The following is a 24415-nucleotide window of genomic DNA, read 5'->3' on the forward strand; positions in this document are numbered from 1 at the left end:
GATCTGGCAAGTTCCCTGCATTGATTTTAAGCAGGGTCGAGCCGGTATGCAGAGGTCGCGAGCGAAAGCAGGCAGTCTTCTCCAGCAGAAAATACCCGCAGGGCTCATCGTCGTTTGCATCCGGCCGCAGGACCGCAGTTCGTTATTACTGGTCACCCGAGCAGCAGTACCGGGCACTCGTCTGTGTAACGCGCACAGCAGGCCGGTACTCGTCTCAGGACAACGGAGCGTCGTAGATGAGTAACAAGAACAACGATGACCTGCAGCGCCAAGCCTCGGAAAACACACTGGGCCTGAACCCGGTGATCGGCTTGCGCCGTAAGGATTTGCTGACATCTGCGCGAATGGTGCTGGGCCAGGCCGTTCGCCAACCGCTGCACAGTGCCAAGCATGTCGCGCATTTCGGCTTGGAACTCAAGAACGTGATCTTCGGCAAGTCGGCCCTGCAACCGGAGAGCGACGACCGTCGCTTCAACGACCCGGCCTGGAGCCAGAACCCGCTTTATCGCCGCTACCTGCAGACCTACCTTGCCTGGCGTAAAGAACTGCACGACTGGATCGATACCAGCAACCTGTCGGACCAGGACATCAGTCGCGGTCACTTCGTCATCAACCTGATGACCGAAGCCATGGCCCCGACCAACAGCGCGGCCAACCCGGCGGCGGTCAAACGTTTCTTTGAAACCGGCGGCAAAAGCCTGCTCGACGGCCTGTCGAACCTGGCCAAGGACATGGTCCACAATGGCGGCATGCCCAGCCAGGTGAACATGGAGGCCTTCGAGGTCGGCAAGAACCTGGGCACCAGCGAAGGCGCAGTGGTGTTTCGCAACGACGTGCTGGAACTGATCCAGTACCGGCCGATCACCGAACAGGTGCATGCCCGCCCGCTGCTGGTGGTGCCGCCACAGATCAACAAGTTCTATGTCTTCGACCTGAGCCCGGAGAAGAGCCTGGCGCGCTTCTGCCTGCGCTCCAATGTACAGACCTTCATCGTCAGCTGGCGCAACCCGACCAAGGCCCAGCGCGAATGGGGCCTGTCGACCTACATCGATGCGCTCAAGGAAGCCGTCGACGTGATCCTGGCGATCACCGGCAGCAAAGACCTGAACATGCTCGGCGCCTGCTCCGGCGGCATCACCTGCACCGCCCTGCTCGGTCACTACGCAGCGCTGGGCGAAACCAAGGTCAATGCCCTGACCCTGCTGGTCAGCGTCCTCGACACCACCCTCGACAACCAGGTCGCACTGTTCGTCGACGAACAGACCCTGGAAACCGCCAAGCGCCACTCCTATCAGGCCGGGGTGCTTGAAGGCCGCGACATGGCCAAGGTGTTTGCCTGGATGCGCCCTAACGACCTGATCTGGAACTACTGGGTCAACAACTACCTGCTCGGCAACGAGCCGCCGGTGTTCGACATCCTGTTCTGGAACAACGACACCACGCGCCTGCCGGCCGCCTTCCATGGCGACCTGATCGAAATGTTCAAAAGTAATCCACTGACCCGTGCCGATGCACTGGAAGTGTGCGGTACGCCGATCGACCTGAAGAAAGTCACCGCCGACATCTACAGCCTGGCCGGCACCACCGATCACATCACTCCGTGGCAGTCCTGCTACCGTTCGGCGCAGCTGTTTGGCGGCAATGTCGAGTTCGTGCTGTCCAACAGCGGGCATATCCAGAGCATCCTCAACCCGCCGGGCAACCCCAAGGCACGCTACATGACCGGTAGCGAGCTGCCGAACCTGGCGAGCGACTGGCAAGAGAATGCCCACAAGCACACCGATTCCTGGTGGCTGCACTGGCAGGCCTGGATGGCGGCACGCTCCGGGGAACTGAAAAAAGCGCCGGCGCGGCTGGGTAACAGGGCCTACCCCGCTGGCGAAGCATCGCCGGGGACCTACGTTCACGAGCGTTGATTGCAGCGGCCGCCGCGGCCAGTTGCTGGGCGCGGCGAACTCTCCACCACAGGGCTTCGCGCATGCCGCAACCGTACATATTCAGAACCGTCGACCTGGGTGGCCAGACCATCCGCACCGCGGTTCGCCCCGGCAAGCCGCACTTGACGCCCTTGCTGATCTTCAATGGCATCGGCGCCAACCTGGAGCTGGTGTTCCCGTTCATCCAGGCCCTGGACCCGGACCTGGAGGTCATCGCCTTCGACGTACCGGGTGTCGGTGGCTCTTCGACGCCCAGGCATCCCTACCGTTTTCCCGGGCTGGCCAAGCTCACCGCGCGCATGCTCGATTACCTCGACTATGGGCAGGTCAATGCCATTGGCGTGTCCTGGGGTGGTGCACTGGCGCAGCAGTTTGCCCATGACTATCCCGAGCGCTGCAAGAAACTGGTGCTGGCGGCTACCGCGGCGGGCGCAGTCATGGTGCCGGGCAAGCCGAAAGTACTGTGGTTGATGGCAAGTCCCAGGCGCTACATACAACCGTCGCATGTCATCCGCATCGCCCCGCAGATCTATGGCGGTGCCTTTCGCCGCGACCCGGACCTGGCCACGGCGCATGCCGCCAAGGTGCGTTCCTCAGGCAAGCTCGGCTACTACTGGCAGCTGTTCGCCGGGCTTGGCTGGACCAGCATCCACTGGCTGCACAAGATCCAGCAGCCGACCCTGGTGCTGGCCGGTGACGATGACCCGTTGATTCCACTGATAAATATGCGTCTGCTGGCCTGGCGTATTCCCAATGCCCAGCTACACATAATCGACGACGGTCACTTGTTCCTGATTACCCGGGCTGAAGCGGTGGCCCCGATCATCATGAAGTTTCTCGAGCAAGAGCGCCAACGCGCCGTCATGCACCCACGCCCAGCCCCCGGTTAAGACGCTGACATGCGGTTGGTGTCGCTCTTGCATTGATCTGTTTGTAGATGGCCTGACGACGGAGTGTTGCCTGATGAAAGACAAGCCCGCAAAGGGGTCGGTACCGGTCCCCGCTTCGTATATGAACGTGCAGAATGCAATCACCGGCCTGCGCGGGCGCGACCTGCTGTCCACATTGCGCAATGTCAGCCGCCACAGCCTGCGCCATCCACTGCACACGGCCAAGCACATGCTCGCCCTGGGCAACCAGCTGGGGCGCGTGCTGCTCGGCGACACCCCGCACCAGCCCAACCCGCGCGACAACCGTTTCAAGGACCCGGCGTGGAATCTCAATCCCTTTTACAGCCGTGGTCTGCAGGCGTATCTCGCCTGGCAGAAACAGACCCGGCAATGGATCGATGAAAGCCAGCTGGAACCCGATGACCGCGCCCGCGCGCACTTTCTGTTTGCCTTGCTCAACGATGCGATGTCGCCGAGCAACTCCCTGCTCAACCCCGCCGCGGTCAAGGAGCTGTTCAACTCAGGCGGCCTGAGCCTGGTGCGCGGTCTGAACCACCTGGTCGATGATCTGCGCCACAACGATGGCTTGCCGCGCCAGGTCAATCCCCATGCCTTCGAGGTCGGTCGCAACCTGGCCACCACGCCAGGCGCAGTAGTGTTTCGCAGCGAGCTGCTGGAGCTGATCCAGTACAAGCCGATGAGCGAGAAACAGTACGCCCGGCCGGTGCTGGTGGTACCGCCACAGATCAACAAGTTCTACATCTTTGATTTGAGCCCGGCCAACAGCTTCGTGCAGTACATGCTCAAGAATGGCCTGCAGACCTTCATGATCAGCTGGCGCAACCCCGACCCGCGCCATCGTGAATGGGGCCTGTCGAGCTACGTCGAAGCCCTGGAAGAAGCCATGAATGTCTGCCGGGCCATCACCGGCAGCCGCGAGGTCAACCTGATGGGCGCCTGCGCCGGGGGCCTGACCATGGCTGCCCTGCAAGGCCACCTGCAGGCCAAGCGGCAATTGCGCAGGGTCAGCAGTGCCACCTACCTGGTCAGCCTGCTCGACAGCCAGATCGACAGCCCCGCCAGCCTGTTCGCCGACGAGCAGACCCTGGAAGCGGCCAAGCGTCGCTCCTACCAGCAGGGTGTGCTCGATGGCCGGGAGATCGCCAAGGTATTCGCCTGGATGCGCCCCAACGACCTGATCTGGAACTACTTCGTCAACAACTACCTGCTCGGCAAGGCGCCCCCGGCCTTCGACATTCTCTACTGGAACAACGACAACACCCGCCTGCCGGCGGCCCTGCATGGCGATCTGCTGGACTTCTTCAAGCACAACCCGCTGGCGCATGCCGCCGGCCTTGAGGTCTGCGGTACAGCGATCGACCTGCAGAAAGTCAACGTCGACAGCTTCAGCGTGGCCGGCAACAACGACCACATCACCCCCTGGGATGCGGTCTACCGCTCGACCCTGCTGCTGGGCGGCGACAAACGCTTCATCCTGGCCAACAGCGGCCATGTGCAAAGCATCCTCAACCCACCCGGCAATCCCAAGGCCAATTATGTCGACAATCCGCGCCTGAGCAGTGACCCACGGGCCTGGCTCTACGATGCCAGGCAGGTCGAGGGCAGTTGGTGGCCGCAATGGCTGGAATGGATTCAGGCGCGCTCCGGCGCGCAACGCGAAACCCTGATGGCTCTGGGTAACCAGAACTACCCTCCCATGGACCCCGCGCCCGGCACTTACGTGCAGGCGCGTTGAACAAGTAGAACGGATGAAAACCCGCGACCGAATTCTCGAGTGTGCCCTGCAGCTGTTCAACCAGCAGGGCGAACCGAATGTCTCGACCCTGGAAATCGCCAATGAAATGGGGATCAGCCCGGGCAACCTGTACTACCACTTCCACGGCAAGGAGCCGCTGGTCCTGGGTTTGTTCGAGCGCTTCGAAGACGAACTGACACCGTTGCTCGACCCACCTCTGGAGGTGCGCCTGGATGCCGAAGACTACTGGCTGTTCCTGCACCTGATCGTCGAGCGCATGGCCCAGTACCGCTTCCTGTTCCAGGACCTGTCGAACCTGACCGGACGTCTGCCCAAGCTGGCCCGTGGCATGCGCAACCTGCTCAACGCCCTCAAACGCACCCTGGCCGCCCTGCTCGCCAGCCTCAAGGCTCAGGGCCAGGTGGTCAGCGACACGCGGGCGTTGGGGCAACTGGTGGAACAGATCACCCTGACACTGTTGTTCTCACTCGACTATCAGCGTGTGCTAGCGCGTGAGGGTGAGGTCGGGGTGGTGGTGTATCAGGTGATGATGCTGGTAGCGCCGCATCTGGAGGCCGGGTCGCGGCATGCGGCCGAGCAGATCGCCTTGCGGTATCTGGATGGCTGAAATGCATCGCGGGGCAAGCCCGCTCCCACAGTAACCTACCTGTGGGAGCGGGCTTGCCCCGCGATAAAGCCTGAATCAGGACTGGCTGATCGGGCTGACCGACGCCGATGGTGCTGGCGCGATCGGTGCTGCAGTTACCACAGGTGCAACGCTGGGTGCCGGTGCCGCACTGGCCGCCGGGGCTGCTGGTTTGGCAGCAGGCTTGGCCGCTGCTTTTTTCACCGCAGGTTTCTTCGCCGCTGCAGGCTTGGCTGCTGCCGGTTTGGCTGCTGCTTTGGCCGCAGGTTTGGCCGCTGCGGTTTTCGCTGCCGCCGGTTTCGCTGCAGGTTTGGCAGCCGCTTTCGGCGCCGCCTTGGCCAGTGGCTTGGCGGCAGCCTTGGCCGCTGCCGGCTTGCTGGAGGCCGGCTTGACCGAAGCACCAGTCAGTTTCTCGATCTGCTTGGTCAAGGTGTCGACCTGCTGATGCAGCGCCTTGACTTCATTGCGGCTCGGAACGCCCAGACGCGAAATGGCACTGTTCAGACGCTTGTCGAAAGCCTCTTCGAGCTCGCTCCATTTGCCCAGTGCACGGTCTTTGACATCGCCCACCCGCGAGGTGGCCGACTTGGCCGAAGCCTTGGCCGCGTCTACGGAACTCTTGGCCTGTTTTTCAGCCTTCTCACCATCCTTGACCAGGGACTCGAACAGCTTGTTGCCGTCCTGGTCGATCTTGGAGTAGATACCCAGTCCAGCCAGCCAGATCTTGCGGGAATACTTCTCGATCCCCCCGACCCAGGAGCTGCTCTCTTTTTCGCTATTCTTCTTGCCAGCCATCCCGCTCTCCTTATTGTTTACGTGCGACACGTTCAAGCAATGCCGTCAGCTCATCGAGCTTGGCAGAGAGTGCCTCCACGTCATGTTTAGACGGAATGCCGATGCGATTCAAGGCGCTGGCAACCCGTGTGTCGAAAGCCTTTTCGATTTTATCGAGCTGGACTTCGACCTTGCCCTTGACGCTGCTGATTTCGCCTTTGACCGAATCGATCTGAGTGTTGGCTGCATCAAGCTCATGATCGATGCGTTTCTTGCCACGTTTCTCGACGGTTTCACCGGCCTTGACCAGCTCTTTCAGGTAGTCGGCACCTTCCTGACCGACCCGGGCATAAGCGCCCAGGCCTGCCAGCCAGATCTTGCGCGCGTAGCCGCGCACCTCACCCAGCGCGCGCTGGGTGTCGTCTTTTTTCTTCAGAATCACTTTGGCCATGCTCTGCACCTCACGCTCGAATAGATATGGAGGAACTGCCCATGGATGTTGGGCTTGAGCATACGGTAGGGAGAAAAATTAGAATCCTCACCCTAAGGCAGGAAAAAAACATCGCGGGGCAAGCCCGCTCCCACCGGGATTGTGAATGCCGGTAGGAGCGGGCTTGCCCCGCGATAGGGTTTCACACCAGGGCTTTGTCCAACGCCCGCTCGATCTCGCTCTTGATGGTCGTGCTCATCATCGACAGCATCATGCCCAGCTTCAGCTCGACCCTGATGGTGTCTTCACCGATCTGCACGCTGCCACTGGCGCCGCTGCGTTTGACCTCGACCCGGTCGCCATTCCAGCGGGCGCTGAGGTCGTACTCGCGGGCCAGCTTGTCGACCAGAGCCTGGGCCTTTTCCCGAGCCGCTTCGCGGCCCAGGCTGTGTTTGCGCTCAACGCTGATCTGGGTCATTCATTCAATCCTGGGTTCAAAGGCATACTTCTATTATGCCCGCGCCCCGACCTGCGACACACCCCGCCAAGACAAATCCGACCGTACGCCCTAGAATGGCCAGTAATTTTTTCCGGTGAAGCGATATGAACGATCAGCGCAAAGGCGACCACGCCGAACCCACCACCCATTTCGGCTACCAGAACGTGCCGGAAAGCCAGAAAGCAGAGAAAGTCGCTGAGGTTTTCCACTCGGTAGCCGCCAAGTACGACTTGATGAACGATGTGCTTTCCGGCGGCATGCACCGCCTGTGGAAACGCTTCACCATCGAACTGTCCGGCGTGCGCAGCGGCAACCGGGTCCTGGACATTGCCGGTGGCACCGGCGACCTGGCCGCCAAGTTCTCGCAACTGGTCGGCCCGACCGGTCAGGTCGTGCTGGCCGATATCAACGAATCGATGCTCAAGGTCGGTCGCGACCGCCTGCTCGACCGTGGCGTGGCCGGCAACATCGAATTCGTCCAGGCCGATGCGGAAAAGCTGCCGTTCCCGGACAACCACTTCGATTGCGTGACCATCGCCTTCGGTCTGCGTAACGTGACGCATAAAGAAGATGCCATCCGCTCAATGCTGCGGGTACTCAAACCCGGTGGCCGTTTGCTGGTGCTGGAGTTCTCCAAGCCGACCAACACATTCATGTCCAAGGTCTACGATGCCTATTCGTTCGCCTTCATGCCGCTGGCCGGCAAGCTGATCACCAATGACTCGGAAAGCTACCGCTACCTGGCCGAATCGATCCGCATGCACCCTGACCAGGAAACCCTCAAGGCGATGATGGTCGAGGCTGGTTTCGACCGCGTCACCTACCACAACATGACCAGCGGCATCGTTGCCCTGCACCGGGGTATCAAACCCTGATGCTTCTGGCCGGCCTTCTTGCCAGCGTCGAACACGGTCTGAACCGTGTCCTGCGCCTGGACAGCACAGCGCTGCCGCGCTTGCGCCCGCTCGATGGCAAAGTGATTGCCATCGACTGCCGCCAGCCCGCACTGCAACTGTTCATTCTGCCCAGCGACGACGGCCTGATGCTTGCCGCGCACTGGGCCAATGAGGCCGACTGCACCCTGCGCGCCCCGGCCAGCAGCCTGATGCGCCTGGCCTTGAGCCAGGACAAGAGCGCCGTACTGCACAGCCCGCAGGTCGAGCTTGAAGGCGACAGCGCTGTACTGCTGGATCTGGTCGCGGTGCTCCAGGACCTGGAACTGGACTGGGAGTACGAAGTTTCGCGCTGGCTCGGGCCGATCGCCACGCAACTGCTCAGCGGCCATCTGCGCAGCCGTGCCAGCTGGACGCGCCACGGCCTGGCGGCGCTCAACCAGAACCTCTCCGAATACCTCGCCGAAGAGGCCCGGACCCTGGTTGGCCAACGCGAAGCCGAAGCCCGCTTCAGCGAACTCGACACGCTAAAAGTCGACATCGAACGCCTCGAGGCGCGCATTGAGCGCCTTGCCCGATCCCTTGATACCAGCGATAACGCATGAAGCTGCTTGCCGTCCGCCGTCTGTTTCGCATCCAGCGTGTGGTTATCCGCTACCGCCTCGATGACCTGCTGTTCGAACTGCCGCTGCCCTGGTGGCTGATGGCCCTGCGGCATCTGATGCCCTGGCGCTGGCTGCCACGCAAGACCCTCGATCTCAGCCGCGGCGCGCGCCTGCGCCTGGCCCTGCAAGACCTGGGGCCGATCTTCATCAAGTTCGGCCAACTGCTTTCAACCCGTCGCGACCTGCTCCCCGAAGACATCGCCGACGAGCTGATGCTGCTGCAGGACCGGGTACCGCCGTTCGATCCGCAACATGCGGTGGCGCTGATCGAAGAACAGCTCGGTGCGAAGATCAGCGAAGTGTTCAGCCGCTTTGATGTCGAACCACTGGCTTCGGCCTCGGTGGCCCAAGTCCATGCGGCCAAGCTCAAGAGCGGTGAAGAGGTGGTGGTCAAGGTCGTGCGCCCGGGCCTCAAGCCGGTCATCGCCCAGGACCTGGCCTGGCTGTTCCTGATCGCCCGTGGCGCCGAGCGGGTGTCGGCCGATGCCCGCCTGCTGCACCCGGTGGAAGTGGTCAACGATTACGAAAAAACCATCTACGACGAGCTCGATTTGCTCCGCGAGGCGGCCAACGCCAGCCAGCTCAAGCGCAACTTCGAAGGCTCGGAGATGATGTACGTGCCCCAGGTGTACTGGGACTGGTGCCGCCCCAAGGTGCTGGTGATGGAGCGCATCTACGGCATCCAGGTCACCGACCTGGCGACCCTGGCCGACCAGCGCACCGACATGAAGATGCTCGCCGAGCGTGGCGTGGAGATCTTCTTCACCCAGGTGTTCCGCGACAGCTTCTTCCATGCCGACATGCACCCGGGCAACATTTTCGTCAGCACCGTCAAACCTTGGAGCCCGCAGTACATTGCCATCGACTGCGGCATCGTCGGCAGCCTGACGCCGGAAGACCAGGACTACCTGGCGCGCAACCTGTTTGCCTTCTTCAAGCGCGACTACCGTCGCGTCGCCCAGTTGCATATCGATTCCGGCTGGGTACCGGCGCATACCAAACTCAATGAATTCGAAGCGGCGATCCGTACCGTTTGCGAGCCGATCTTCGAAAAACCATTAAAAGATATTTCCTTCGGTCAGGTGCTGATGCGTCTGTTCCAGACCGCGCGACGCTTCAACATGGAAGTCCAGCCGCAGCTGGTACTGCTGCAAAAAACCCTGCTGAACATCGAAGGCCTGGGCCGTCAGTTGTACCCCGAGCTGGACCTGTGGAGCACCGCCCAGCCGTTCCTGGAACGCTGGATGCGCGAGCGGGTCAGCCCGAAGAACCTGCTGCAGAACCTGCACGGCCAGGTCGAACAGATCCCGCACCTGGCCGGCATGACCCGCGACCTGCTTGAGCGCATGTCGCAGCCGCACCAGGCCGAGCCGCCCGGCGCCTGGCAACAGAAAGGCGATGGCTGGGCCTTGCGCCTGCTCGGCGCCGGCCTGCTCGGCGGTGGCGCGACCCTCGCCGCAGGGGCCGTCAGTCTCAGCGCTCCGGCGGCCTGGCCGGCCTGGCTGATGCTCGCGGCCGGTCTTTACCTGATCGTGCGTCGATAGCCAGCCGCGCCGCTGACTGGCACACTAGCGCAAGGGGTCGGCAGAGGATCGGGCCTCTTGTTTTGGAGTCGTACATGAAAGACTGGCTGGACGAGATCAACTGGAACAGCGATGGCCTGGTACCGGCTATCGCCCAGGACCACAAAACCGGGCGCGTGCTGATGATGGCCTGGATGAACCGCGAGTCGCTGACCCTGACCGCCGCCGAGCAGCGGGCCATCTACTGGTCGCGTTCGCGTGGCAAACTGTGGCGCAAGGGCGAAGAATCCGGGCACGTGCAAAAACTGCATGAAATGCGCCTGGACTGCGACGCCGACGTGATCATCCTGATGGTCGAGCAACTGGGGCATATCGCTTGCCATACCGGTCGCGAAAGCTGCTTCTACCGTGTGTACGAAAACGCCGAGTGGAAGACCGTCGATCCGGTCCTCAAAGACCCCCACGCCATCTACAACGCAGGACACTGACATGAGCGACACCCTGACCCGCCTGGCCGAAGTGCTGGAAGCGCGCAAAGGCGCCGAACCTGACAGTTCCTACGTGGCCAGCCTGTACCACAAAGGCCTGAACAAGATTCTGGAAAAGCTCGGCGAAGAGTCGATCGAGACCATCATTGCTGCCAAGGATGCCGCCCACAGCGGAGATTACAGCGATGTCATCTACGAGACCGCCGATCTGTGGTTCCATAGCCTGGTCATGCTCGCCCAACTGGGCCAGCACCCACAGGCGGTGCTGGATGAGCTGGACCGCCGTTTCGGCCTGTCCGGGCACGCCGAGGAAGCAGCGCGTCAGCCGTCGGCCTAACTGAATTATTTCGAGGGATTGCACCATGGGTATTTTTGACTGGAAACACTGGATCGTTCTGCTGGTGGTCGTGGTACTGGTATTCGGTACCAAGAAGCTGAAGAACTTCGGCAGCGACCTGGGCGAATCGATCAAGGGCTTCAAGAAAGCCATGAACGAGGAAGAGTCCAAGCCTGAAGAGCAGACTCCACCTCCGGTGCAACCCGTACAGCCACAGGCCGCTTCGCCACTGAACCAGCCACAGACCATCGACGGCCAGGCGCACAAGGTCGAAGAGCCGATCAGGAAAGATTGATCAATGTTCGGGATCAGCTTCAGCGAACTGCTGCTCGTGGGCCTGGTGGCCCTGCTGGTGCTCGGCCCCGAGCGTTTGCCGGGCGCCGCGCGTACGGCCGGGTTGTGGATCGGCCGCCTCAAGCGCAGCTTCAACGCGATCAAGCAGGAAGTCGAGCGCGAGATCGGCGCCGATGACATCCGCCGTCAGTTGCACAACGAGCACATCCTCTCCATGGAGCAGGAAGCGCGCAAGATCCTCAACCCGCAGAGCGTGACGCCCGAGCCACCTGCGCCCGCGGTTGCCAGCAGCGAAACCGTTGCGACACCGAGCACAGCCCCTGCCGAGGCCAAGCCGGTCGCCAGCGCAACCACCGAACCGACACAGCCCCCGCGAGCCCCATGAGCGATATTCCGGAAAACGACCAGCCAATGCCGCTGGTTTCGCACCTCACCGAGCTGCGTACACGCCTGCTGCGTTGCGTCGCGGCCATCTTCCTGATCTTCGCCGGGCTGTTTTCCTTCGCGCAGCAGATCTACACCCTGGTATCGGCGCCCCTGCGTGAGCACCTGCCGGCCAACGCGACGATGATCGCCACTGACGTGGCCTCGCCGTTCCTGACGCCGTTCAAGCTGACTATGATCGTCTCGCTGTTCCTGGCCATCCCGCTGATCCTCCAGCAGATCTGGGGCTTTATCGCTCCCGGCCTGTACCGCCATGAAAAGCGCATCGCGATCCCGCTGCTGATCTCCAGTATCATCCTGTTCTACGCCGGGATGGCCTTTGCCTACTTCCTGGTGTTCCCGCTGATTTTCGGTTTCTTCGCCAGCGCCACTCCGGAAGGGGTGTCGATGATGACCGATATTGCCAGCTACCTCGATTTCGTCATGACCCTGTTCTTCGCCTTCGGCGTGGCCTTCGAGATCCCGGTGGCCGTGGTCCTGCTAGTCTGGATCGGCGTGGTCGATGTGAAGTACCTGAAGAAAATCCGCCCTTACGTGATCATCGGCTGCTTTGTCGTCGGCATGATCCTCACGCCGCCGGACATCTTCTCGCAAACCCTGCTGGCCGTGCCGATGTGGCTGCTGTTCGAGATCGGCGTGCTGTTTGGCGGGCTGATCCGCAAGCGCAGCGAACACCATGATGACGCCGCCGACGACCACAACGACCAGCCGCCAGCGACCCAACCGTGAACCTGCTGTTACTTGAAGAAGCCGACTTCATCGCGGCCGATCGCGTCGTTCTGGCTGACCGGCGCTTTACCCACATGCAGGAAATCCACCGCGTGGCGGTGGGCGACAGCCTGCGCGTCGGCCGCCTTGGCGGGCTGATGGGTGAAGCCCGGGTGCTGCGCCTGGAAGGCCACGAGGCCGAGCTGTCGGTCAGCTTCGACCGTGAACCACCGGCCAAGCTGCCGCTGACCCTGGTACTGGCCCTGCCGCGCCCGAAGATGCTGCGCCGGGTGTTCCAGACCGTCGCCACCATGGGCGTGCCGAAGCTGATTCTGGTCAACAGCTACCGGGTCGAGAAAAGCTTCTGGCAGACCCCCTTCCTCGAACCCGAGGCCATCCGTGAGCAACTGGTCCTGGGCCTGGAACAGACCCGCGACACGATCCTGCCCGAGGTCATCATCGAGAAGCGCTTCAAGCCCTTTGTCGAAGACCGCCTGCCAGCCATTGCCCAAGGCACCCTCGGTCTGGTCGGTCACCCCGGGCCATTCCCGCCCTGCCCGCGCGGCCTGGACCAGCCGGTAACCCTGGCCATCGGCCCCGAGGGCGGCTGGATCCCCTACGAAATCGACCTGCTGGGTAAGGCCGGGCTGGCCCCGGTGCAGCTTGGCGAACGCATCCTGCGCGTGGAGACGGCGGTTACCGCCCTGCTCGCTCGTCTGTTCTGACTTCAGTTTTGCGATCTGGCGCCGATGCATGGGCACCAGAACAACAAATCGCCTCTGCCGATCGCAATGGAGTCCCGCCATGTACCGTTGGTTAGCCCAGCACCTGGGTAACGTTAGCGTCAATCGTAAACTCGGTATCGGCTTCGGCCTGGTCCTGCTGCTGACCTTGAGCATTACCCTGACCGGCTGGCAGGGCATCAACGGCGTCACCGAGCGTGGCGATACCCTGGGAGGCGTCTCCCAGGTGCTGGAGGCCACCCTGGAGCTGCGCATCGCCCGGCAGAACTTCCAGATCAAGGGTGATGAGAGCGCCGCGCAGACCCTCAACAATGCCCTGGCCAACCTTGATCGCCAGCTGCAGCAGGTCGAGCTGCGCATTGTCTTGCCGGAAAACAAACGCCGCATCGAGCAGCAAAAAGAGGCTGCACGCCAGTACCGCCAGGCACTGGACGGTGCCGACAAAGCCGCCCGCCAGCGCGAAGCCAGCCGTGCGGTACTCGGCAGCAGCGCCGACGAGGCCGCAAACCTCACCGCCGAGGTCGAACAGCAACTGCTCGGCGGCAGTGATATAAACCTGTTCAACAGTGTCGTTGGTGCCAGCAAACTGCTGCAGCAGGCGCGCTTCCAGGTCCGCGGCTACACCTACAGCGGCAAGGCCGAATTCCAGCAGACCGCCCTGGCAGCCATCGACCAGGCCATCTCGCAGCTCAAGACCCTGGCCGAAGTGCTGCCGGCGAACTACACCGGCAACCTCAACCAGGCAGCACGCGCCCTCGGCAACTACCGGGCGGCGGTGATCGATTTCGGCACGGCGCAGACGGCCTCGGAACAAGCCGCCCAACAAATGATGGCGCAGGGCCAGATCCTGCTTGATCAAAGCCAGCAACTGACCCTGACCCTGACCCAACTGCGCGATGACGAATCGCAGCACGCCAGGTCGATGCTCGCCCTGGCCACCGTCCTGGCCCTGGTGTTCGGCCTGCTCGCCGCCTGGACCATCACCCGCCAGATCGTCATCCCCCTGCGCCAGACCCTCAACGCCGCCGACCGGGTCGCCAGCGGCGACCTGCGCCATGACTTCAACGTCGAGCGCCGTGACGAGCTGGGCCAGCTGCAACGCAGCATGCAGCGCATGACTGTCAGCCTGCGCGAGCTGATTGGCGGCATTGGCGATGGTGTCACACAGATCGCCAGTGCCGCTGAAGAGCTGTCGGCGGTGACCGAGCAGACCAGCGCCGGGGTCAACAACCAAAAGGTCGAGACCGATCAAGTGGCCACCGCCATGAACGAAATGGCCGCCACCGTGCAGGAAGTCGCGCGCAATGCCGAAGAGGCCTCGGAGGCCGCGCTGGTGGCCGATCAGCAGGCCCGCGAGGGTGATCGGGTAGTCGCTGAGTCGATTGCCCAGATCGAGCGTCTGGCGACTGAAATGAATCATTCCAGCCAAGCCATGGGCCAGCTCAAGAGCGAAAGCGACAAGATCGGCAGCGTGCTCGATGTGATCAAGTCGGTGGCCCAGCAAACCAACCTGCTGGCCCTCAACGCAGCGATCGAAGCCGCCCGCGCCGGGGAAGCCGGGCGTGGCTTTGCCGTGGTCGCCGATGAAGTACGCAGCCTGGCCCAGCGCACCCAGCAATCGACCGAAGAGATCGAAGCGTTGATCGCCGGCTTGCAAAGCGGCACCCAACAAGTCGCCAGCAGCATGGATGCCAGCCGCGAGCTGACTGCCAGCAGCGTCGAGCTGACCCGTCGCGCCGGCACCTCACTGGAGACCATCACCCATACCGTTTCCTCGATCCAGGCGATGAACCAGCAGATCGCCGCAGCGGCCGAGCAACAAAGCGCAGTAGCGGAAGAGATCAACCGCAGCGTGATGAATGTGCGCGATGTGTCAGATCAGACCTCCGCCGCCAGCGAAGAAACTGCCGCCTCCAGTGTCGAACTGGCCCGCCTGGGCACCCACCTGCAGGGCCTGGTCGGCAAATTCCAGCTCTGAGGTTAAACAACCTGTGCTGCTCGCTCGGGCAGCGCAGGTTGGGATACTGCCAATCTTCTGCTGCCTTCCCTTGAGCAAGCGTCCTACACCCTCCGCCGCTTCACCCAATTTCCCTAGGTTAACCGCCGAACTTTCCTACATCGTTTGCAGGTCCAGCTCGCCCGTAGCCCGCCGATGAGCAAGGGGCGGCGCCCTGACCTTCGTCCTGGCGCCGGTCATTCCTCAATTGCTGGAGACCCCCATGTTCGGACCTGTGAATCGGATGCTAGGCAACATGAGCGTCAGACTGAAGCTGACCCTGGCCTTTGCCTTGGTGCTGTTACTGACCCTATTGATCACCCTCAGCGGCTGGCGTGCATTGGACGACGCCATCCTGCGCTCGGAAAAGCTCCAGGAAATCGCCCGCCTCAATGACATCGGCAAAGACCTCAGGGCCGAGCGCATCACCTTTCGGGTACTCAATGATGCGCACAGCAAGGCTCAGATCGAGCTGTCGCTGAAGGCCCTGCAGGAACTGCTCACGGCAATGCCGGAGCGTTATGCAGCGCCCGAAGACCGGCAGATGATCGCCGGCAAGTTGCAAACGGTGCAGCGCTTTACCCAGGACTTTGTACAGCTACAACAGGCCGTGGCCTTGCGCCAGACACGCCAGCAGGCCATGCAAAGTGCTGAACAGCGCCTGGCCGAGCTGGTCGATGAGGTCGCAGACCAGGCACTGGAAAACATGCGTAGCGAGAGCCAGCAGGCCAGCCAGAACCGGGTCCTGAACCTGGCCGAAGCCCTCGGCAGGCATGTCGAAGTTGCCAATCAACAGAGCCTGGTGCCGGCCTATACTTTCGAACCCCTGGAGCAGTTCGCCAACGTTGGTCAGGCAGCGCTCGACGCCAGTCGGCAGACCTTCGAGCAACTGGCGCAACTGATGCAAACCCATGGTCTGGCCGCCAGCACCCGGGAAAACCTGCGCGCAGCGCTGAGCCGCTACCAGGACAGCCTCGATCAGTATCGCCGGGCCGCTATCACTGTGGAGAGCGTGCAAGGCACGCTGGAACAGCTAGGCATTGAGCTTCGCGATGCCAGCCGCAAACTGAGCGACCACCAGATTGAGCAGCGCGACGCAGAGGCCATTCAGGCCCAGAGTGTACTGACCGGCGAGGCGGTTCTGGCCTTGCTGCTTGGCAGCCTGGCGGCCTGGTTGATCACCCTGCAGATCACCCTACCGCTGAAACAGACCCTGGCCCTGGCCGCACGCATTGCGAAAGGCGATCTACAACTGACCGACACCGTGCAGCGCCGCGACGAGATGGGTCAATTGCAAAACAGCATGCAGGCCATGACCCTGAGCCTGCGCGAGCTGATTGGCGGGATCGGCGGGGGCATCACCCAGCTGTCCTCGGCAGTCGAGCAACTGGCTGCTGTCAGCGAGCAGACCAAGGTCCGGATCGCCCAGCAAAAAGACGAAACCGATCAGGTCGCCACAGCCATGAACCAGATGAGCGCAACGGTCCACGAAGTGGCGCAGAACGCCGAACTTGCCTCGCAGGCGGCGACCGCCGCCGACCAGCAGGCGCAACTGGGCGATCAGGTGGTCGGTGAGGCCGTGGAACAGATCGAACAGCTGGCCCGGCAAATGGACCATTCGATCGATGCCATGCATCAACTGGCCGGCGAGAGTCAGCGCATCGGCAGCATTCTTGATGTGATCAAGTCGGTCTCCGAGCAAACCAACCTGCTGGCCCTGAACGCCGCCATCGAAGCGGCGCGAGCCGGCGAGGCCGGTCGTGGTTTTGCCGTGGTCGCCGATGAAGTCCGCGGCCTGGCCCAGCGTACTCAACAGTCAACCGAGGAGATCGAACAACTGATTGGCAACCTGCATGACGGCACCGATCAGGTCACCCGCCTGCTCGACAGCAGCAAGGTCCTGACCCGCGACAGTGTCGAGCTGAGCCGCAGGGCTGGTGATGCGCTGGGACAGATCACCCGCACGGTGTCGAATATTCAGGGCATGAACCAGCAGATCGCTACCGCCAGCGAAGAACAAAGCGCGGTGGCCGAGGAGATCAACCGCAGTGTGATCAATGTGCGCGAAGTGTCGGACCAGACCAGTGCGGCCAGTGAAGAGACGGCAGCGTCGAGTGTCGAGCTGGCGCGGCTGGGGCGTCAGCTACAGACGCTGGCCGGCCGCTTCACCCTGTAACCCCTGAAGGGAGCAACTGTCTTGACCGGTTGCTTTGAAAGCAGCGGTGGGAGCGGGCTTGCCCCGCGATGCGATGTTACTGACACACCGCAATCGCGGGGCAAGCCCGCTCCCACCGGTACTACAGCACCTGGCGCAGGAACGCCTGGGCGCGCAGGTCTTTCGGCGAGGTGAAGAACGCCTCAGGCGGCGAATCCTCCAGCAGCTTGCCATGGTCGAAGAACAGCACCCGGTCCGCCACTTCGCGGGCAAAGCCCATTTCGTGGGTCACGCAAACCATGGTCATGCCTTCCAGCGCCAGGGTTTTCATGACATCGAGCACTTCACCGACCATTTCCGGGTCGAGCGCCGAGGTCGGCTCGTCGAACAACATCACCTTCGGGTCCATGGCCAGGGCCCGGGCAATGGCGACCCGCTGCTGCTGGCCACCGGAAAGCCGCGAAGGGTATTCATTGGCTTTCTGGCCAATGCCAACCTTCTCCAGCAACGCCCGGGCTTTGGCCTCACGCTCGGCCTTGCCGCGCTTGCGCACCACCTTCTGCGCCAGGCACAGGTTCTCCAGCACGGTCATGTGCGGGAACAGGTTGAAGTGCTGGAACACCATGCCGACTTCACGGCGGTAGGCGTTGACGTCGGTCTTCGGGTCGGCCAGTTGCAGGCCGTCGATGGCCACGGTGCCTTCATCGAACGACTCCAGACCGTTGAGGCAGCGCAGGAAGGTCGATTTTCCCGACCCCGACGGCCCGAGTACAACCAGCACTTCACCCTTGGCCACGTTGGTGCTGACGTGATCGACCGCGCGCACCACCTGGCCACGGGTATCGAAGACTTTTACCAGATCACGGACTTCAATCACTTTGCGCAAGCCTCCGCTCAAGCCGGCTGGCCATGTGCGACAGCGGCAGGTTGATCAACAGGTACAGACCGGCGACGCAGAACCAGATCTCGAAGGTCGAGAACGAGGTAGTGATCGCTTCGCGCCCGCTCTTGGTCAGTTCGGTAATGGCGATCACCGACACCAGCGAGGTGTCCTTGACCAGGCTGATGAACTGCCCGGCCAGCGGCGGCAGCACGCGCTTGAACGCTTGCGGCAGCACCACGTGACGCATCGACTGGCCAGCGCTCAAGCCCAGCGAGCGAGCGGCTTCGCCCTGCCCTTTGGCAATCGACTGCACACCGGCGCGGACGATTTCGGCCACGTACGCGCCGGTAAACAGTGCCAGTGCAGCCACCCCGGCGAACTCGCGGGACAGGTTGAGCACGGTGCCGATGAAGAAGTAGAAAATGAAGATCTGTACCAGCAGTGGCGTGCCGCGCACCAACTCGACGTAGACCGTGGACAGGTCACGTAGGGTCGGGTTGTTCGACAAGCGGCAGAGGCCGGCAAACAGACCGATCACCAGGCCCAGCACGCCAGAGGCCACCGAGATCCAGACAGTGGTCCACAGGCCCCAGGCCAACGGGCCGGCAGCCCAGTGGTGGGTGACGCCGATCAGGTCGCCTTCGGCGACATCGTCGCCACGGGACAGCAGCACACTGGCCAGTTCGACGTCGAACACCTGCTCGGCGCCGCTCTCGTCACGCAGGATGACACTTGCCATGTCACCTTTTGGGGTAATCGATTCGATGGTGCCATTGTCACTGGCGCGCTGGGCGACTTCGGACTGGTAGGCGAAGTACTGCGGTACCCGGTTCCAGCTCCACTCGTAGGAAATCATCGAGGTCGCGTAATACAGGCTCAGCGCCAGGCCCACCAGGACCAGCGCGGTCAGCCCGTGCCAGGGCCACTGGGCTTTCTTGTGTTTGATCACTTGAGGGTACTTCCGTAAAAGCGAACGCGCAGGACCAGCCTGCGCGTCGGGTTTCAAGCCGGGCGTGGTGCCGCGGCCTTATTCCATGTCCTTGAGCCAGGCGGTGTCCTTGAACCACTTGTCGTGGATTCGATCGTAGGTACCGTCGTGCTTGATCTGGTGCAGGAAGTTGTTGATGAAGTTCAGGCTGTCGTAGTCACCTTTCTTCAGGCCGAAAGCCAGCGGCTCGAAGGTGAACGGCTTGTCGAGGAACAGCAGCTTGCCGGCACCGGCCTTGTTCACCGCAACCACGTTGTAGGGGGCGTCATAGACGAAGGCGTCAGCCTTGCCGTTGACCACGTCCATCACCGCTTCCTGCTCGTTGTCGTAGCCGTGGTACTTGGCCTTGCCGATCAGCTTCTTGGCAACCATTTCGCCGGTGGTGCCGAGCTTGGAGGTCAGGCGGTACTTCTCGTTGTTCAGATCCTTGTAGGACTTGATCTCGCCCGCCAGCTCCTTGCGGATCAGCAGGGTCTGGCCAACAACGATGAAGGGTTCGCTGAAGTTCAGCTTCAGGTTGCGTTCCTGGGTCAGGGTCATGCCGCTGCTGATGATGTCGAACTTGTCGGTCATCAGGGCCGGGATGATGCCATCGTAGGAGGTGGAGACCATCTCCAGCTTGACGCCCATGGACTTGGCCATGGCCTTGAGGATATCGACTTCGAAGCCGACGATTTCGCCACGCTTGTTGGTCATCTGGAACGGCATGTAGGTAGGGTCCATGCCGGCACGCAGCGTGCCGCGCTTGACCGCCTCGTCAATGGCGCCGGCTGCCTGGGCAGCACTGACTGCCATCAGCGCGGTAACGCCGACCAGCAGCATCGACAGATATTTTTTAAACATCACCAGATCCCCCAGCAAGAAAGCTCGAATTTTATTTTTGGCGCGAACCGTCCTACAGACGGGTGCGAGATATTCGGGGGGGATGCTAACGCATGGGCGGCGTTGTGGGTATCAGAAAAAGGGATGAAACAAATCGCGGGGCAAGCCCGCTGCCACAGGGATTGTGGAAGCAGGCTTGCCCCGCGATAAGTCAGGCGCTGGCCAGCGAAGGCTGCGCCACAGGCTCCGGATGCAACGGCAACAACGGCGAGTGCGGGTCATTGGCGATCGACTGACGCCAGACGCCCAACCAGGCTTCGTTATGCTCGGCCCAGACCCGCGTGTGCAAGCGCGCCAGAGCGACCGGATCGCTGAGCAACGCCAGGCGGGTATTGCCGTCCAGGCCGCTTGGTCCAAGGTCCAGCGCCTTGTCGATACGCTCGGCACGCAGCGACTCGATCGGTGCCGCGACACCATGACGCGCCGTGGCCAAGGCACAGGCCAGAGCGTTCTGCTGCGGGTCGACCACAGCCCGGACGAAACCGTCGTGCATGGCATGCCAGCGATTTTCGTGGGTGTACTGGTCGGTTGCCAGCAACTCGTGCGGCGTAGCGTATTCCTCAGGGATCAGGAACAGGCTCTCGTCCTTGGCACGCAGGCCCAGGTGCACCCGACTGGAGATCACCGACACCGGGATCGACAGCATCAGCGAACCGACAATGGGCACCAGCCACCACAGGAAGCTCGGGTTCAGCCACGCCACCAGCAAGGCCCAGGCCACGCCCAGCAAGGTCTGCGGACCATGACGGCGCACCGCTTCGCTCCACGGCGTCGAGTCATCGTCACGCTGCGGCGAGTTCCAGGTTGCCGCCCAGCCAAGGAACGCAGCCAGAACGAAACGGGTGTGGAAAATCATCCGCACCGGTGCCAGCAGCATGGAGAACAGCATCTCCAGCAGCATCGACAGGGTCACCTTGAAGCGCCCGCCGAACTCTTTCGCGCCCTTGGCCCAGATCAGGATGATGCTGAGGAGCTTGGGCAGGAACAGCAGCACGATGGTGGTCGAGAACAGCGCAATGGCCTTCTCCGGGTGCCACTGTGGCCACAACGGATAGAGCTGACGCGGCTCGAGGAAGTACTGCGGCTCCATCAGGGTGTTGGTCGCCAGCAACGCCGTCGACAGCACCAGGAAGAAGAACCACAACGGCGCCGACAGGTACGACATCACCCCGGTGAGGAACACCGCACGGTGCACCGGGTGCATGCCCTTGACCAGGAACAGGCGGAAGTTCATCAGGTTGCCGTGGCACCAGCGCCGGTCGCGCTTGAGCTCGTCGAGCAGGTTCGGCGGCAATTCTTCATAGCTGCCCGGCAGATCGTAGGCAATCCACACGCCCCAGCCGGCACGGCGCATCAGCGCGGCTTCGACGAAGTCGTGGGAGAGGATCGCACCGGCGAACGCACCTTTGCCCGGCAACGGCGCCAGGGCGCAGTGCTCGATGAACGGCTTCATGCGGATGATCGCGTTGTGGCCCCAGTAGTGCGACTCACCGAGCTGCCAGAAGTGCAGACCGGCGGTGAACAGCGGGCCGTAGACGCGGGTCGCGAACTGCTGCATGCGCGCATACAGGGTGTCCATGCCCGAGGCTTTCGGCGCGGTCTGGATGATCCCGGCATCCGGGTTGGCTTCCATCAAGCGCACCAGGCTGGTCAGGCATTCACCGCTCATCACGCTGTCGGCGTCGAGGACCACCATATAACGGTAGTCACCGCCCCAGCGACGGCAGAAGTCGTCGAGGTTACCGCTTTTGCGCTTCACCCGACGGCGACGGCGGCGGTAAAAGATCCGCCCGAAGCCCTTGGCCTCGCGACAGACTTCCAGCCACGCCTGTTGTTCGGCCACGGCGATATCGCTGTCGTTGGTGTCACTGAGCACGAAGAAGTCGAAGCGGTCCAGATCGCCGGTGGCAGCGACCGACTCGAAAGTCGCGCGCAGGCCGGCAAACACCCGCGGCACATCTTCGTTGCAGATCGGCATGACGATAGCGGTACGCGCGCCAGCCTCGATCGGCTCGTTACCGGCACTGCTGCCGGAGATGCGGTACTTGTCGCGACCGGTCAGCAGCTCGAGAAAGCCCATCAACGCGGTCCAGAAACCGGCCGACACCCAGCAGAACAGAATACCGAACAGGATCAGGATGCTGGTCTGCAATGCGTAAGGCCAGACCTGAGTGGCGGTCTGCAGCAGCGACTGGTGGGTGATTTCGTCGAGATCGACGAACGACCAGCCCTGGTACGGCAGGATGCCTTTCATGTACCAGCCGGCAACGATGGTCTGACCGAGCATCAGCGTCAGCAGGATGTAGCGACGCATGGAGCCGACCCAGCGCCAGCGCGCCTTGGGCAGCTCGCGCTTTTCCGGTGCCGGGGCATTGCGGCGCCCGGTCAGGCGGCGCCAGCCACGGATCAGGATGTTGGTGCGCCATGGCTCGGGAATCACCCGGGTACGGCGGATCGGCGGCGTCGCCTTGAGACAGACCCGGCCACTGCCATCCACCGCAAGCATCTCGGCGTCGTGCATGTCCTGGGCGCTGTTCAGGGTCAGCCGCTCACCCACCGAAGCCTGCACGGCTTCGGCATCGCGAGTGCCCGGCTGAGCCGACAGACGTTGATGCAGCTCGCTGAACGAGGTGCAGCTGGCAAGTTCTGCCCGCTGCTCATCGCTCAGTGGTAAATGGGCCAGGTATTCGCCAAGCGATTCTGGCCGTGCTTGAGAGTTACTCATCGGCAGGCAACTGATAGCTCCAGGTCTCGGTCAGCACCTGTTCGGTGGTGGCCGGTGCCCCGGTGGTGGATGCCGCGTCGGCGGCGGGTTGCTCGGCAGGCTTCTCGGCCTTGGCAGCCTTGGCAGCTGCCTTGTCCTGTTTAGCCGGTTTGGCTGGCTTGGCAGGCTCGACCGGGACGTCACGCAGCAGCGCTGCACGCATTTCCACGGACTTGCTCGGGTCTTTGACCTTCATCCGCAAGGTCAAGCGCCAGCCTTTGATTTCCGGGTTGTAACGCAGGTTGTTCTCGACCAGCTCGGCGTTGTCACCAACACTGACCTGACTACGCACAGCGGTGTCTTCTGGCAGTTTAGCCAGCACCGGGCCTTCGAAGTCGACCAGGAAGGCCACGCTGCCGTCCGGCTGACGGATCAGGTTGGACTGCTTGACGTCACCGGTCGAGCGCAGGGTCTGCTTGACCCAGCCGAGGTTCGGCGAGTGGAACTCGGACTCGTCGATGGTCCAGTGCAGGCGGTAGGCGTACTCGAACGGCGTACCCGGCTCCGGCAGCTTTTCCGGGCTCCAGAAGGCAACGATGTTGTCGTTGGTTTCATCGGCGGTCGGAATCTCGACCAGGTCGACAGTACCTTTGCCCCAGTCGCCGACCGGCTCGATCCAGGCGCTTGGACGCTTCTGGTAGTTGTCATCGAGGTCTTCGAACTGGCTGAACTCGCGCTGGCGCTGCAGCAAGCCGAAACCACGCGGGTTCTCGACGCTGAAGTTGCTCACGGCCAGGTGTTTCGGGTTGTTCAGCGGACGCCACAGCCACTCGCCGTTACCGGCATGGATCGACAGACCCTCGGAATCGTGCAGGGCCGGACGGTAGTTGAGCACTTTCGAAGGCTGGTTGCCGCCGAACAGGAACATGCTGGTCAGCGGGGCAATGCCCAGACGGCTGACGTGGTCACGCAGGAACACCTTGGATTTGACGTCGACAATGGTGTCGCTGCCCGGACGCAGGGTCAGTTTGTAGGCACCGGTGGAGCGCGGCGAGTCGAGCAGCGCGTAGATCACCAGGTGTTTGTCGGTGGCCTTCGGCTTTTCAATCCAGAACTCGGTGAACCGCGGGAATTCTTCGCCGGACGGCAGCGCGGTGTCGATGGCCAGGCCACGGGCGGACAGGCCATAGACATGGCCCTTGCCGACCACGCGGAAATAGCTGGCGCCAAGCAGGGTCATGATTTCATCCTGCTTGTCGGCCTTGTTGATCGGGTACAGCACACGGAAACCGGCGTAGCCGAGGTTCTCGGTGGCTTTTGGATCAAACTGCACGCTGCCGAAATCGAAGCGGCTCGGGTCGTACTTGATCTCCTCGACCTTGGTCGAGGTGACTTCGTTGATTTTCACCGGCGTGTCGAAATGCATGCCCTGGTGATAGAAGGACAGCTTGAACGGGGTCTTGTCCTTGGCCCACTCGGCCTTCTCCGGCAAGAAACGAATCTGCTGGTAGTCAGCGTACTTCATGTCACGGAACACAGCTGGCAGATTGCTTTTCGGCGCTTCGTACTTCTGTCCGGCAAGATCCTTCGCCTTGGCCGCAACATCGTCAAGGTTGAACGCCCAGAGCTGACCTGCGCTGAACAGGCCTACCAGCGTTGCGCCTGCCAAAAAGGCCTTGCGCAGCCGATTGCCAGGGGTTCTTGGTGCATTACAGGGACTAACAATCACGAGCAACCCTCGCCGAAAACAGATCAATAAACCAACGGCCAGCGACATATG

At 62.3% G+C, this 24415-nt stretch carries 23 protein-coding genes and 2 pseudogenes; 17 read left to right on the forward strand and 8 right to left on the reverse strand.

All coding sequences use genetic code 11. From position 1 onward, the window contains the following. Positions 1 to 236 precede the first annotated feature (236 nt). From phaC (PSAKL28_RS24535) to PSAKL28_RS24550, 4 genes are all read left to right on the forward strand, one after another. Positions 237 to 1916: a class II poly(R)-hydroxyalkanoic acid synthase gene (phaC, locus tag PSAKL28_RS24535; protein WP_038615402.1), complete on the forward strand. Its 1680-nt coding sequence runs from the start codon at positions 237 to 239 to the stop codon at positions 1914 to 1916. Between the two features lie 62 nt (positions 1917 to 1978). Then, positions 1979 to 2827, forward strand: a complete 849-nt coding sequence (gene phaZ, locus PSAKL28_RS24540) for a poly(3-hydroxyalkanoate) depolymerase (protein WP_038615404.1) — start codon at positions 1979 to 1981, stop codon at positions 2825 to 2827. 73 nt (positions 2828 to 2900) lie between these two features. After that, the gene (gene phaC / locus PSAKL28_RS24545) at positions 2901 to 4583 is read left to right on the forward strand and encodes a class II poly(R)-hydroxyalkanoic acid synthase (RefSeq protein ID WP_038615406.1); all 1683 of its coding nucleotides are present in this window, start codon (positions 2901 to 2903) and stop codon (positions 4581 to 4583) included. A 13-nt stretch (positions 4584 to 4596) separates the two neighbouring features. Next, the gene (locus PSAKL28_RS24550) at positions 4597 to 5211 is read left to right on the forward strand and encodes a TetR/AcrR family transcriptional regulator (RefSeq protein WP_038615408.1); all 615 of its coding nucleotides are present in this window, start codon (positions 4597 to 4599) and stop codon (positions 5209 to 5211) included. 75 nt (positions 5212 to 5286) lie between these two features. On the opposite strand, the gene PSAKL28_RS24555 is transcribed toward PSAKL28_RS24550, so the two are convergent. From PSAKL28_RS24555 to PSAKL28_RS24565, 3 genes are all read right to left on the reverse strand, one after another. Next, positions 5287 to 6024, reverse strand: a complete 738-nt coding sequence (locus tag PSAKL28_RS24555; RefSeq protein WP_038615410.1) for a phasin family protein — start codon at positions 6022 to 6024, stop codon at positions 5287 to 5289. Between the two features lie 10 nt (positions 6025 to 6034). Beyond that, entirely contained in the window at positions 6035 to 6454 is a 420-nt protein-coding gene (locus PSAKL28_RS24560; RefSeq protein WP_038615412.1) for a phasin family protein, read from the reverse strand. A 181-nt stretch (positions 6455 to 6635) separates the two neighbouring features. Next, positions 6636 to 6911, reverse strand: a complete 276-nt coding sequence (locus tag PSAKL28_RS24565) for a polyhydroxyalkanoic acid system family protein (RefSeq protein ID WP_038615414.1) — start codon at positions 6909 to 6911, stop codon at positions 6636 to 6638. Between the two features lie 125 nt (positions 6912 to 7036). On the opposite strand from PSAKL28_RS24565, the gene ubiE reads away from it, so the two are divergent. From ubiE to PSAKL28_RS28680, 13 genes and pseudogenes are all read left to right on the forward strand, one after another. Then, positions 7037 to 7807 carry a bifunctional demethylmenaquinone methyltransferase/2-methoxy-6-polyprenyl-1,4-benzoquinol methylase UbiE gene (gene ubiE / locus PSAKL28_RS24570; RefSeq protein ID WP_038615416.1) on the forward strand — a complete coding sequence of 257 codons (771 nt, stop codon included), beginning with the start codon at positions 7037 to 7039 and terminating at the stop codon, positions 7805 to 7807. Then, positions 7807 to 8430, forward strand: a complete 624-nt coding sequence (locus PSAKL28_RS24575; protein ID WP_038615419.1) for a ubiquinone biosynthesis accessory factor UbiJ — start codon at positions 7807 to 7809, stop codon at positions 8428 to 8430. The genes ubiE and PSAKL28_RS24575 overlap by 1 nt, the downstream gene beginning before the upstream one ends. Beyond that, positions 8427 to 10034, forward strand: a complete 1608-nt coding sequence (ubiB, locus tag PSAKL28_RS24580; RefSeq protein ID WP_038615421.1) for a ubiquinone biosynthesis regulatory protein kinase UbiB — start codon at positions 8427 to 8429, stop codon at positions 10032 to 10034. The genes PSAKL28_RS24575 and ubiB overlap by 4 nt, the downstream gene beginning before the upstream one ends. Before the next feature lie 74 nt (positions 10035 to 10108). Continuing rightward, positions 10109 to 10501, forward strand: a complete 393-nt coding sequence (gene hisI, locus PSAKL28_RS24585; protein WP_038615424.1) for a phosphoribosyl-AMP cyclohydrolase — start codon at positions 10109 to 10111, stop codon at positions 10499 to 10501. A gap of 1 nt (position 10502) precedes the next feature. Continuing rightward, positions 10503 to 10838 carry a phosphoribosyl-ATP diphosphatase gene (locus PSAKL28_RS24590; protein WP_038615426.1) on the forward strand — a complete coding sequence of 112 codons (336 nt, stop codon included), beginning with the start codon at positions 10503 to 10505 and terminating at the stop codon, positions 10836 to 10838. 25 nt (positions 10839 to 10863) lie between these two features. Beyond that, positions 10864 to 11133, forward strand: a complete 270-nt coding sequence (locus PSAKL28_RS24595) for a twin-arginine translocase TatA/TatE family subunit (RefSeq protein WP_038615428.1) — start codon at positions 10864 to 10866, stop codon at positions 11131 to 11133. A 3-nt stretch (positions 11134 to 11136) separates the two neighbouring features. Beyond that, entirely contained in the window at positions 11137 to 11517 is a 381-nt protein-coding gene (tatB, locus tag PSAKL28_RS24600) for a Sec-independent protein translocase protein TatB (protein WP_038615430.1), read from the forward strand. After that, positions 11514 to 12305 carry a twin-arginine translocase subunit TatC gene (tatC, locus tag PSAKL28_RS24605; protein ID WP_038615432.1) on the forward strand — a complete coding sequence of 264 codons (792 nt, stop codon included), beginning with the start codon at positions 11514 to 11516 and terminating at the stop codon, positions 12303 to 12305. The genes tatB and tatC overlap by 4 nt, the downstream gene beginning before the upstream one ends. Continuing rightward, positions 12302 to 13009: a 16S rRNA (uracil(1498)-N(3))-methyltransferase gene (locus PSAKL28_RS24610; RefSeq protein ID WP_038615434.1), complete on the forward strand. Its 708-nt coding sequence runs from the start codon at positions 12302 to 12304 to the stop codon at positions 13007 to 13009. The genes tatC and PSAKL28_RS24610 overlap by 4 nt, the downstream gene beginning before the upstream one ends. 79 nt (positions 13010 to 13088) lie before the next feature. Beyond that, a pseudogene (locus tag PSAKL28_RS28665) lies at positions 13089 to 14102 on the forward strand (methyl-accepting chemotaxis protein); the annotation flags it as partial. 198 nt (positions 14103 to 14300) lie between these two features. Continuing rightward, a complete protein-coding gene (locus PSAKL28_RS28670; protein WP_371262013.1) occupies positions 14301 to 15005 on the forward strand; it encodes a methyl-accepting chemotaxis protein in 705 nt (234 codons plus the stop codon). A 274-nt stretch (positions 15006 to 15279) separates the two neighbouring features. Then, a pseudogene (locus PSAKL28_RS28675) lies at positions 15280 to 16296 on the forward strand (methyl-accepting chemotaxis protein); the annotation flags it as partial. 198 nt (positions 16297 to 16494) lie between these two features. Then, on the forward strand, positions 16495 to 17199 hold the full coding sequence (locus PSAKL28_RS28680) for a methyl-accepting chemotaxis protein (RefSeq protein WP_371262014.1): 705 nt from the start codon (positions 16495 to 16497) through the stop codon (positions 17197 to 17199). Positions 17200 to 17320: 121 nt separating this feature from the next. On the opposite strand, the gene PSAKL28_RS24625 is transcribed toward PSAKL28_RS28680, so the two are convergent. From PSAKL28_RS24625 to PSAKL28_RS24645, 5 genes are all read right to left on the reverse strand, one after another. After that, on the reverse strand, positions 17321 to 18055 hold the full coding sequence (locus tag PSAKL28_RS24625; protein ID WP_038616999.1) for an amino acid ABC transporter ATP-binding protein: 735 nt from the start codon (positions 18053 to 18055) through the stop codon (positions 17321 to 17323). After that, positions 18048 to 19010, reverse strand: a complete 963-nt coding sequence (locus tag PSAKL28_RS24630; protein WP_038615441.1) for an amino acid ABC transporter permease — start codon at positions 19008 to 19010, stop codon at positions 18048 to 18050. Before PSAKL28_RS24630 ends, PSAKL28_RS24625 begins: the two co-directional genes overlap by 8 nt. 78 nt (positions 19011 to 19088) lie before the next feature. Continuing rightward, positions 19089 to 19892 carry a transporter substrate-binding domain-containing protein gene (locus tag PSAKL28_RS24635; RefSeq protein WP_038615443.1) on the reverse strand — a complete coding sequence of 268 codons (804 nt, stop codon included), beginning with the start codon at positions 19890 to 19892 and terminating at the stop codon, positions 19089 to 19091. Positions 19893 to 20082: 190 nt separating this feature from the next. Then, entirely contained in the window at positions 20083 to 22656 is a 2574-nt protein-coding gene (gene mdoH, locus PSAKL28_RS24640) for a glucans biosynthesis glucosyltransferase MdoH (RefSeq protein ID WP_038615447.1), read from the reverse strand. Next, complete coding sequence (locus PSAKL28_RS24645) at positions 22649 to 24364, reverse strand: glucan biosynthesis protein G (protein WP_038617001.1); 1716 nt, start codon at positions 24362 to 24364, stop codon at positions 22649 to 22651. Before PSAKL28_RS24645 ends, mdoH begins: the two co-directional genes overlap by 8 nt. Positions 24365 to 24415: the final 51 nt, after the last annotated feature.

The sequence above is a fragment of the Pseudomonas alkylphenolica genome, from assembly GCF_000746525.1.
In the GTDB taxonomy this organism is placed as follows: domain Bacteria; phylum Pseudomonadota; class Gammaproteobacteria; order Pseudomonadales; family Pseudomonadaceae; genus Aquipseudomonas; species Aquipseudomonas alkylphenolica.

Bases quoted from the DNA above. Each gene is read 5' to 3' on its own strand.
- hisI (WP_038615424.1), top strand. From the start codon at position 10,109: ATGAAAGACTGGCTGGACGAGATCAACTGGAACAGCGATGGCCTGGTA.
- PSAKL28_RS28680 (WP_371262014.1), top strand. From the start codon at position 16,495: ATGAGCGCAACGGTCCACGAAGTGGCGCAGAACGCCGAACTTGCCTCG.
- PSAKL28_RS24565 (WP_038615414.1), bottom strand. From the start codon at position 6,911: ATGACCCAGATCAGCGTTGAGCGCAAACACAGCCTGGGCCGCGAAGCG.
- PSAKL28_RS28670 (WP_371262013.1), top strand. From the start codon at position 14,301: ATGGCCGCCACCGTGCAGGAAGTCGCGCGCAATGCCGAAGAGGCCTCG.
- ubiE (WP_038615416.1), top strand. From the start codon at position 7,037: ATGAACGATCAGCGCAAAGGCGACCACGCCGAACCCACCACCCATTTC.
- mdoH (WP_038615447.1), bottom strand. From the start codon at position 22,656: ATGAGTAACTCTCAAGCACGGCCAGAATCGCTTGGCGAATACCTGGCC.
- PSAKL28_RS24550 (WP_038615408.1), top strand. From the start codon at position 4,597: ATGAAAACCCGCGACCGAATTCTCGAGTGTGCCCTGCAGCTGTTCAAC.
- tatC (WP_038615432.1), top strand. From the start codon at position 11,514: ATGAGCGATATTCCGGAAAACGACCAGCCAATGCCGCTGGTTTCGCAC.
- PSAKL28_RS24590 (WP_038615426.1), top strand. From the start codon at position 10,503: ATGAGCGACACCCTGACCCGCCTGGCCGAAGTGCTGGAAGCGCGCAAA.
- ubiB (WP_038615421.1), top strand. From the start codon at position 8,427: ATGAAGCTGCTTGCCGTCCGCCGTCTGTTTCGCATCCAGCGTGTGGTT.
- PSAKL28_RS24560 (WP_038615412.1), bottom strand. From the start codon at position 6,454: ATGGCCAAAGTGATTCTGAAGAAAAAAGACGACACCCAGCGCGCGCTG.
- phaC (WP_038615402.1), top strand. From the start codon at position 237: ATGAGTAACAAGAACAACGATGACCTGCAGCGCCAAGCCTCGGAAAAC.
- PSAKL28_RS24575 (WP_038615419.1), top strand. From the start codon at position 7,807: ATGCTTCTGGCCGGCCTTCTTGCCAGCGTCGAACACGGTCTGAACCGT.
- PSAKL28_RS24635 (WP_038615443.1), bottom strand. From the start codon at position 19,892: ATGTTTAAAAAATATCTGTCGATGCTGCTGGTCGGCGTTACCGCGCTG.
- tatB (WP_038615430.1), top strand. From the start codon at position 11,137: ATGTTCGGGATCAGCTTCAGCGAACTGCTGCTCGTGGGCCTGGTGGCC.
- phaZ (WP_038615404.1), top strand. From the start codon at position 1,979: ATGCCGCAACCGTACATATTCAGAACCGTCGACCTGGGTGGCCAGACC.
- PSAKL28_RS24595 (WP_038615428.1), top strand. From the start codon at position 10,864: ATGGGTATTTTTGACTGGAAACACTGGATCGTTCTGCTGGTGGTCGTG.
- phaC (WP_038615406.1), top strand. From the start codon at position 2,901: ATGAAAGACAAGCCCGCAAAGGGGTCGGTACCGGTCCCCGCTTCGTAT.
- PSAKL28_RS24555 (WP_038615410.1), bottom strand. From the start codon at position 6,024: ATGGCTGGCAAGAAGAATAGCGAAAAAGAGAGCAGCTCCTGGGTCGGG.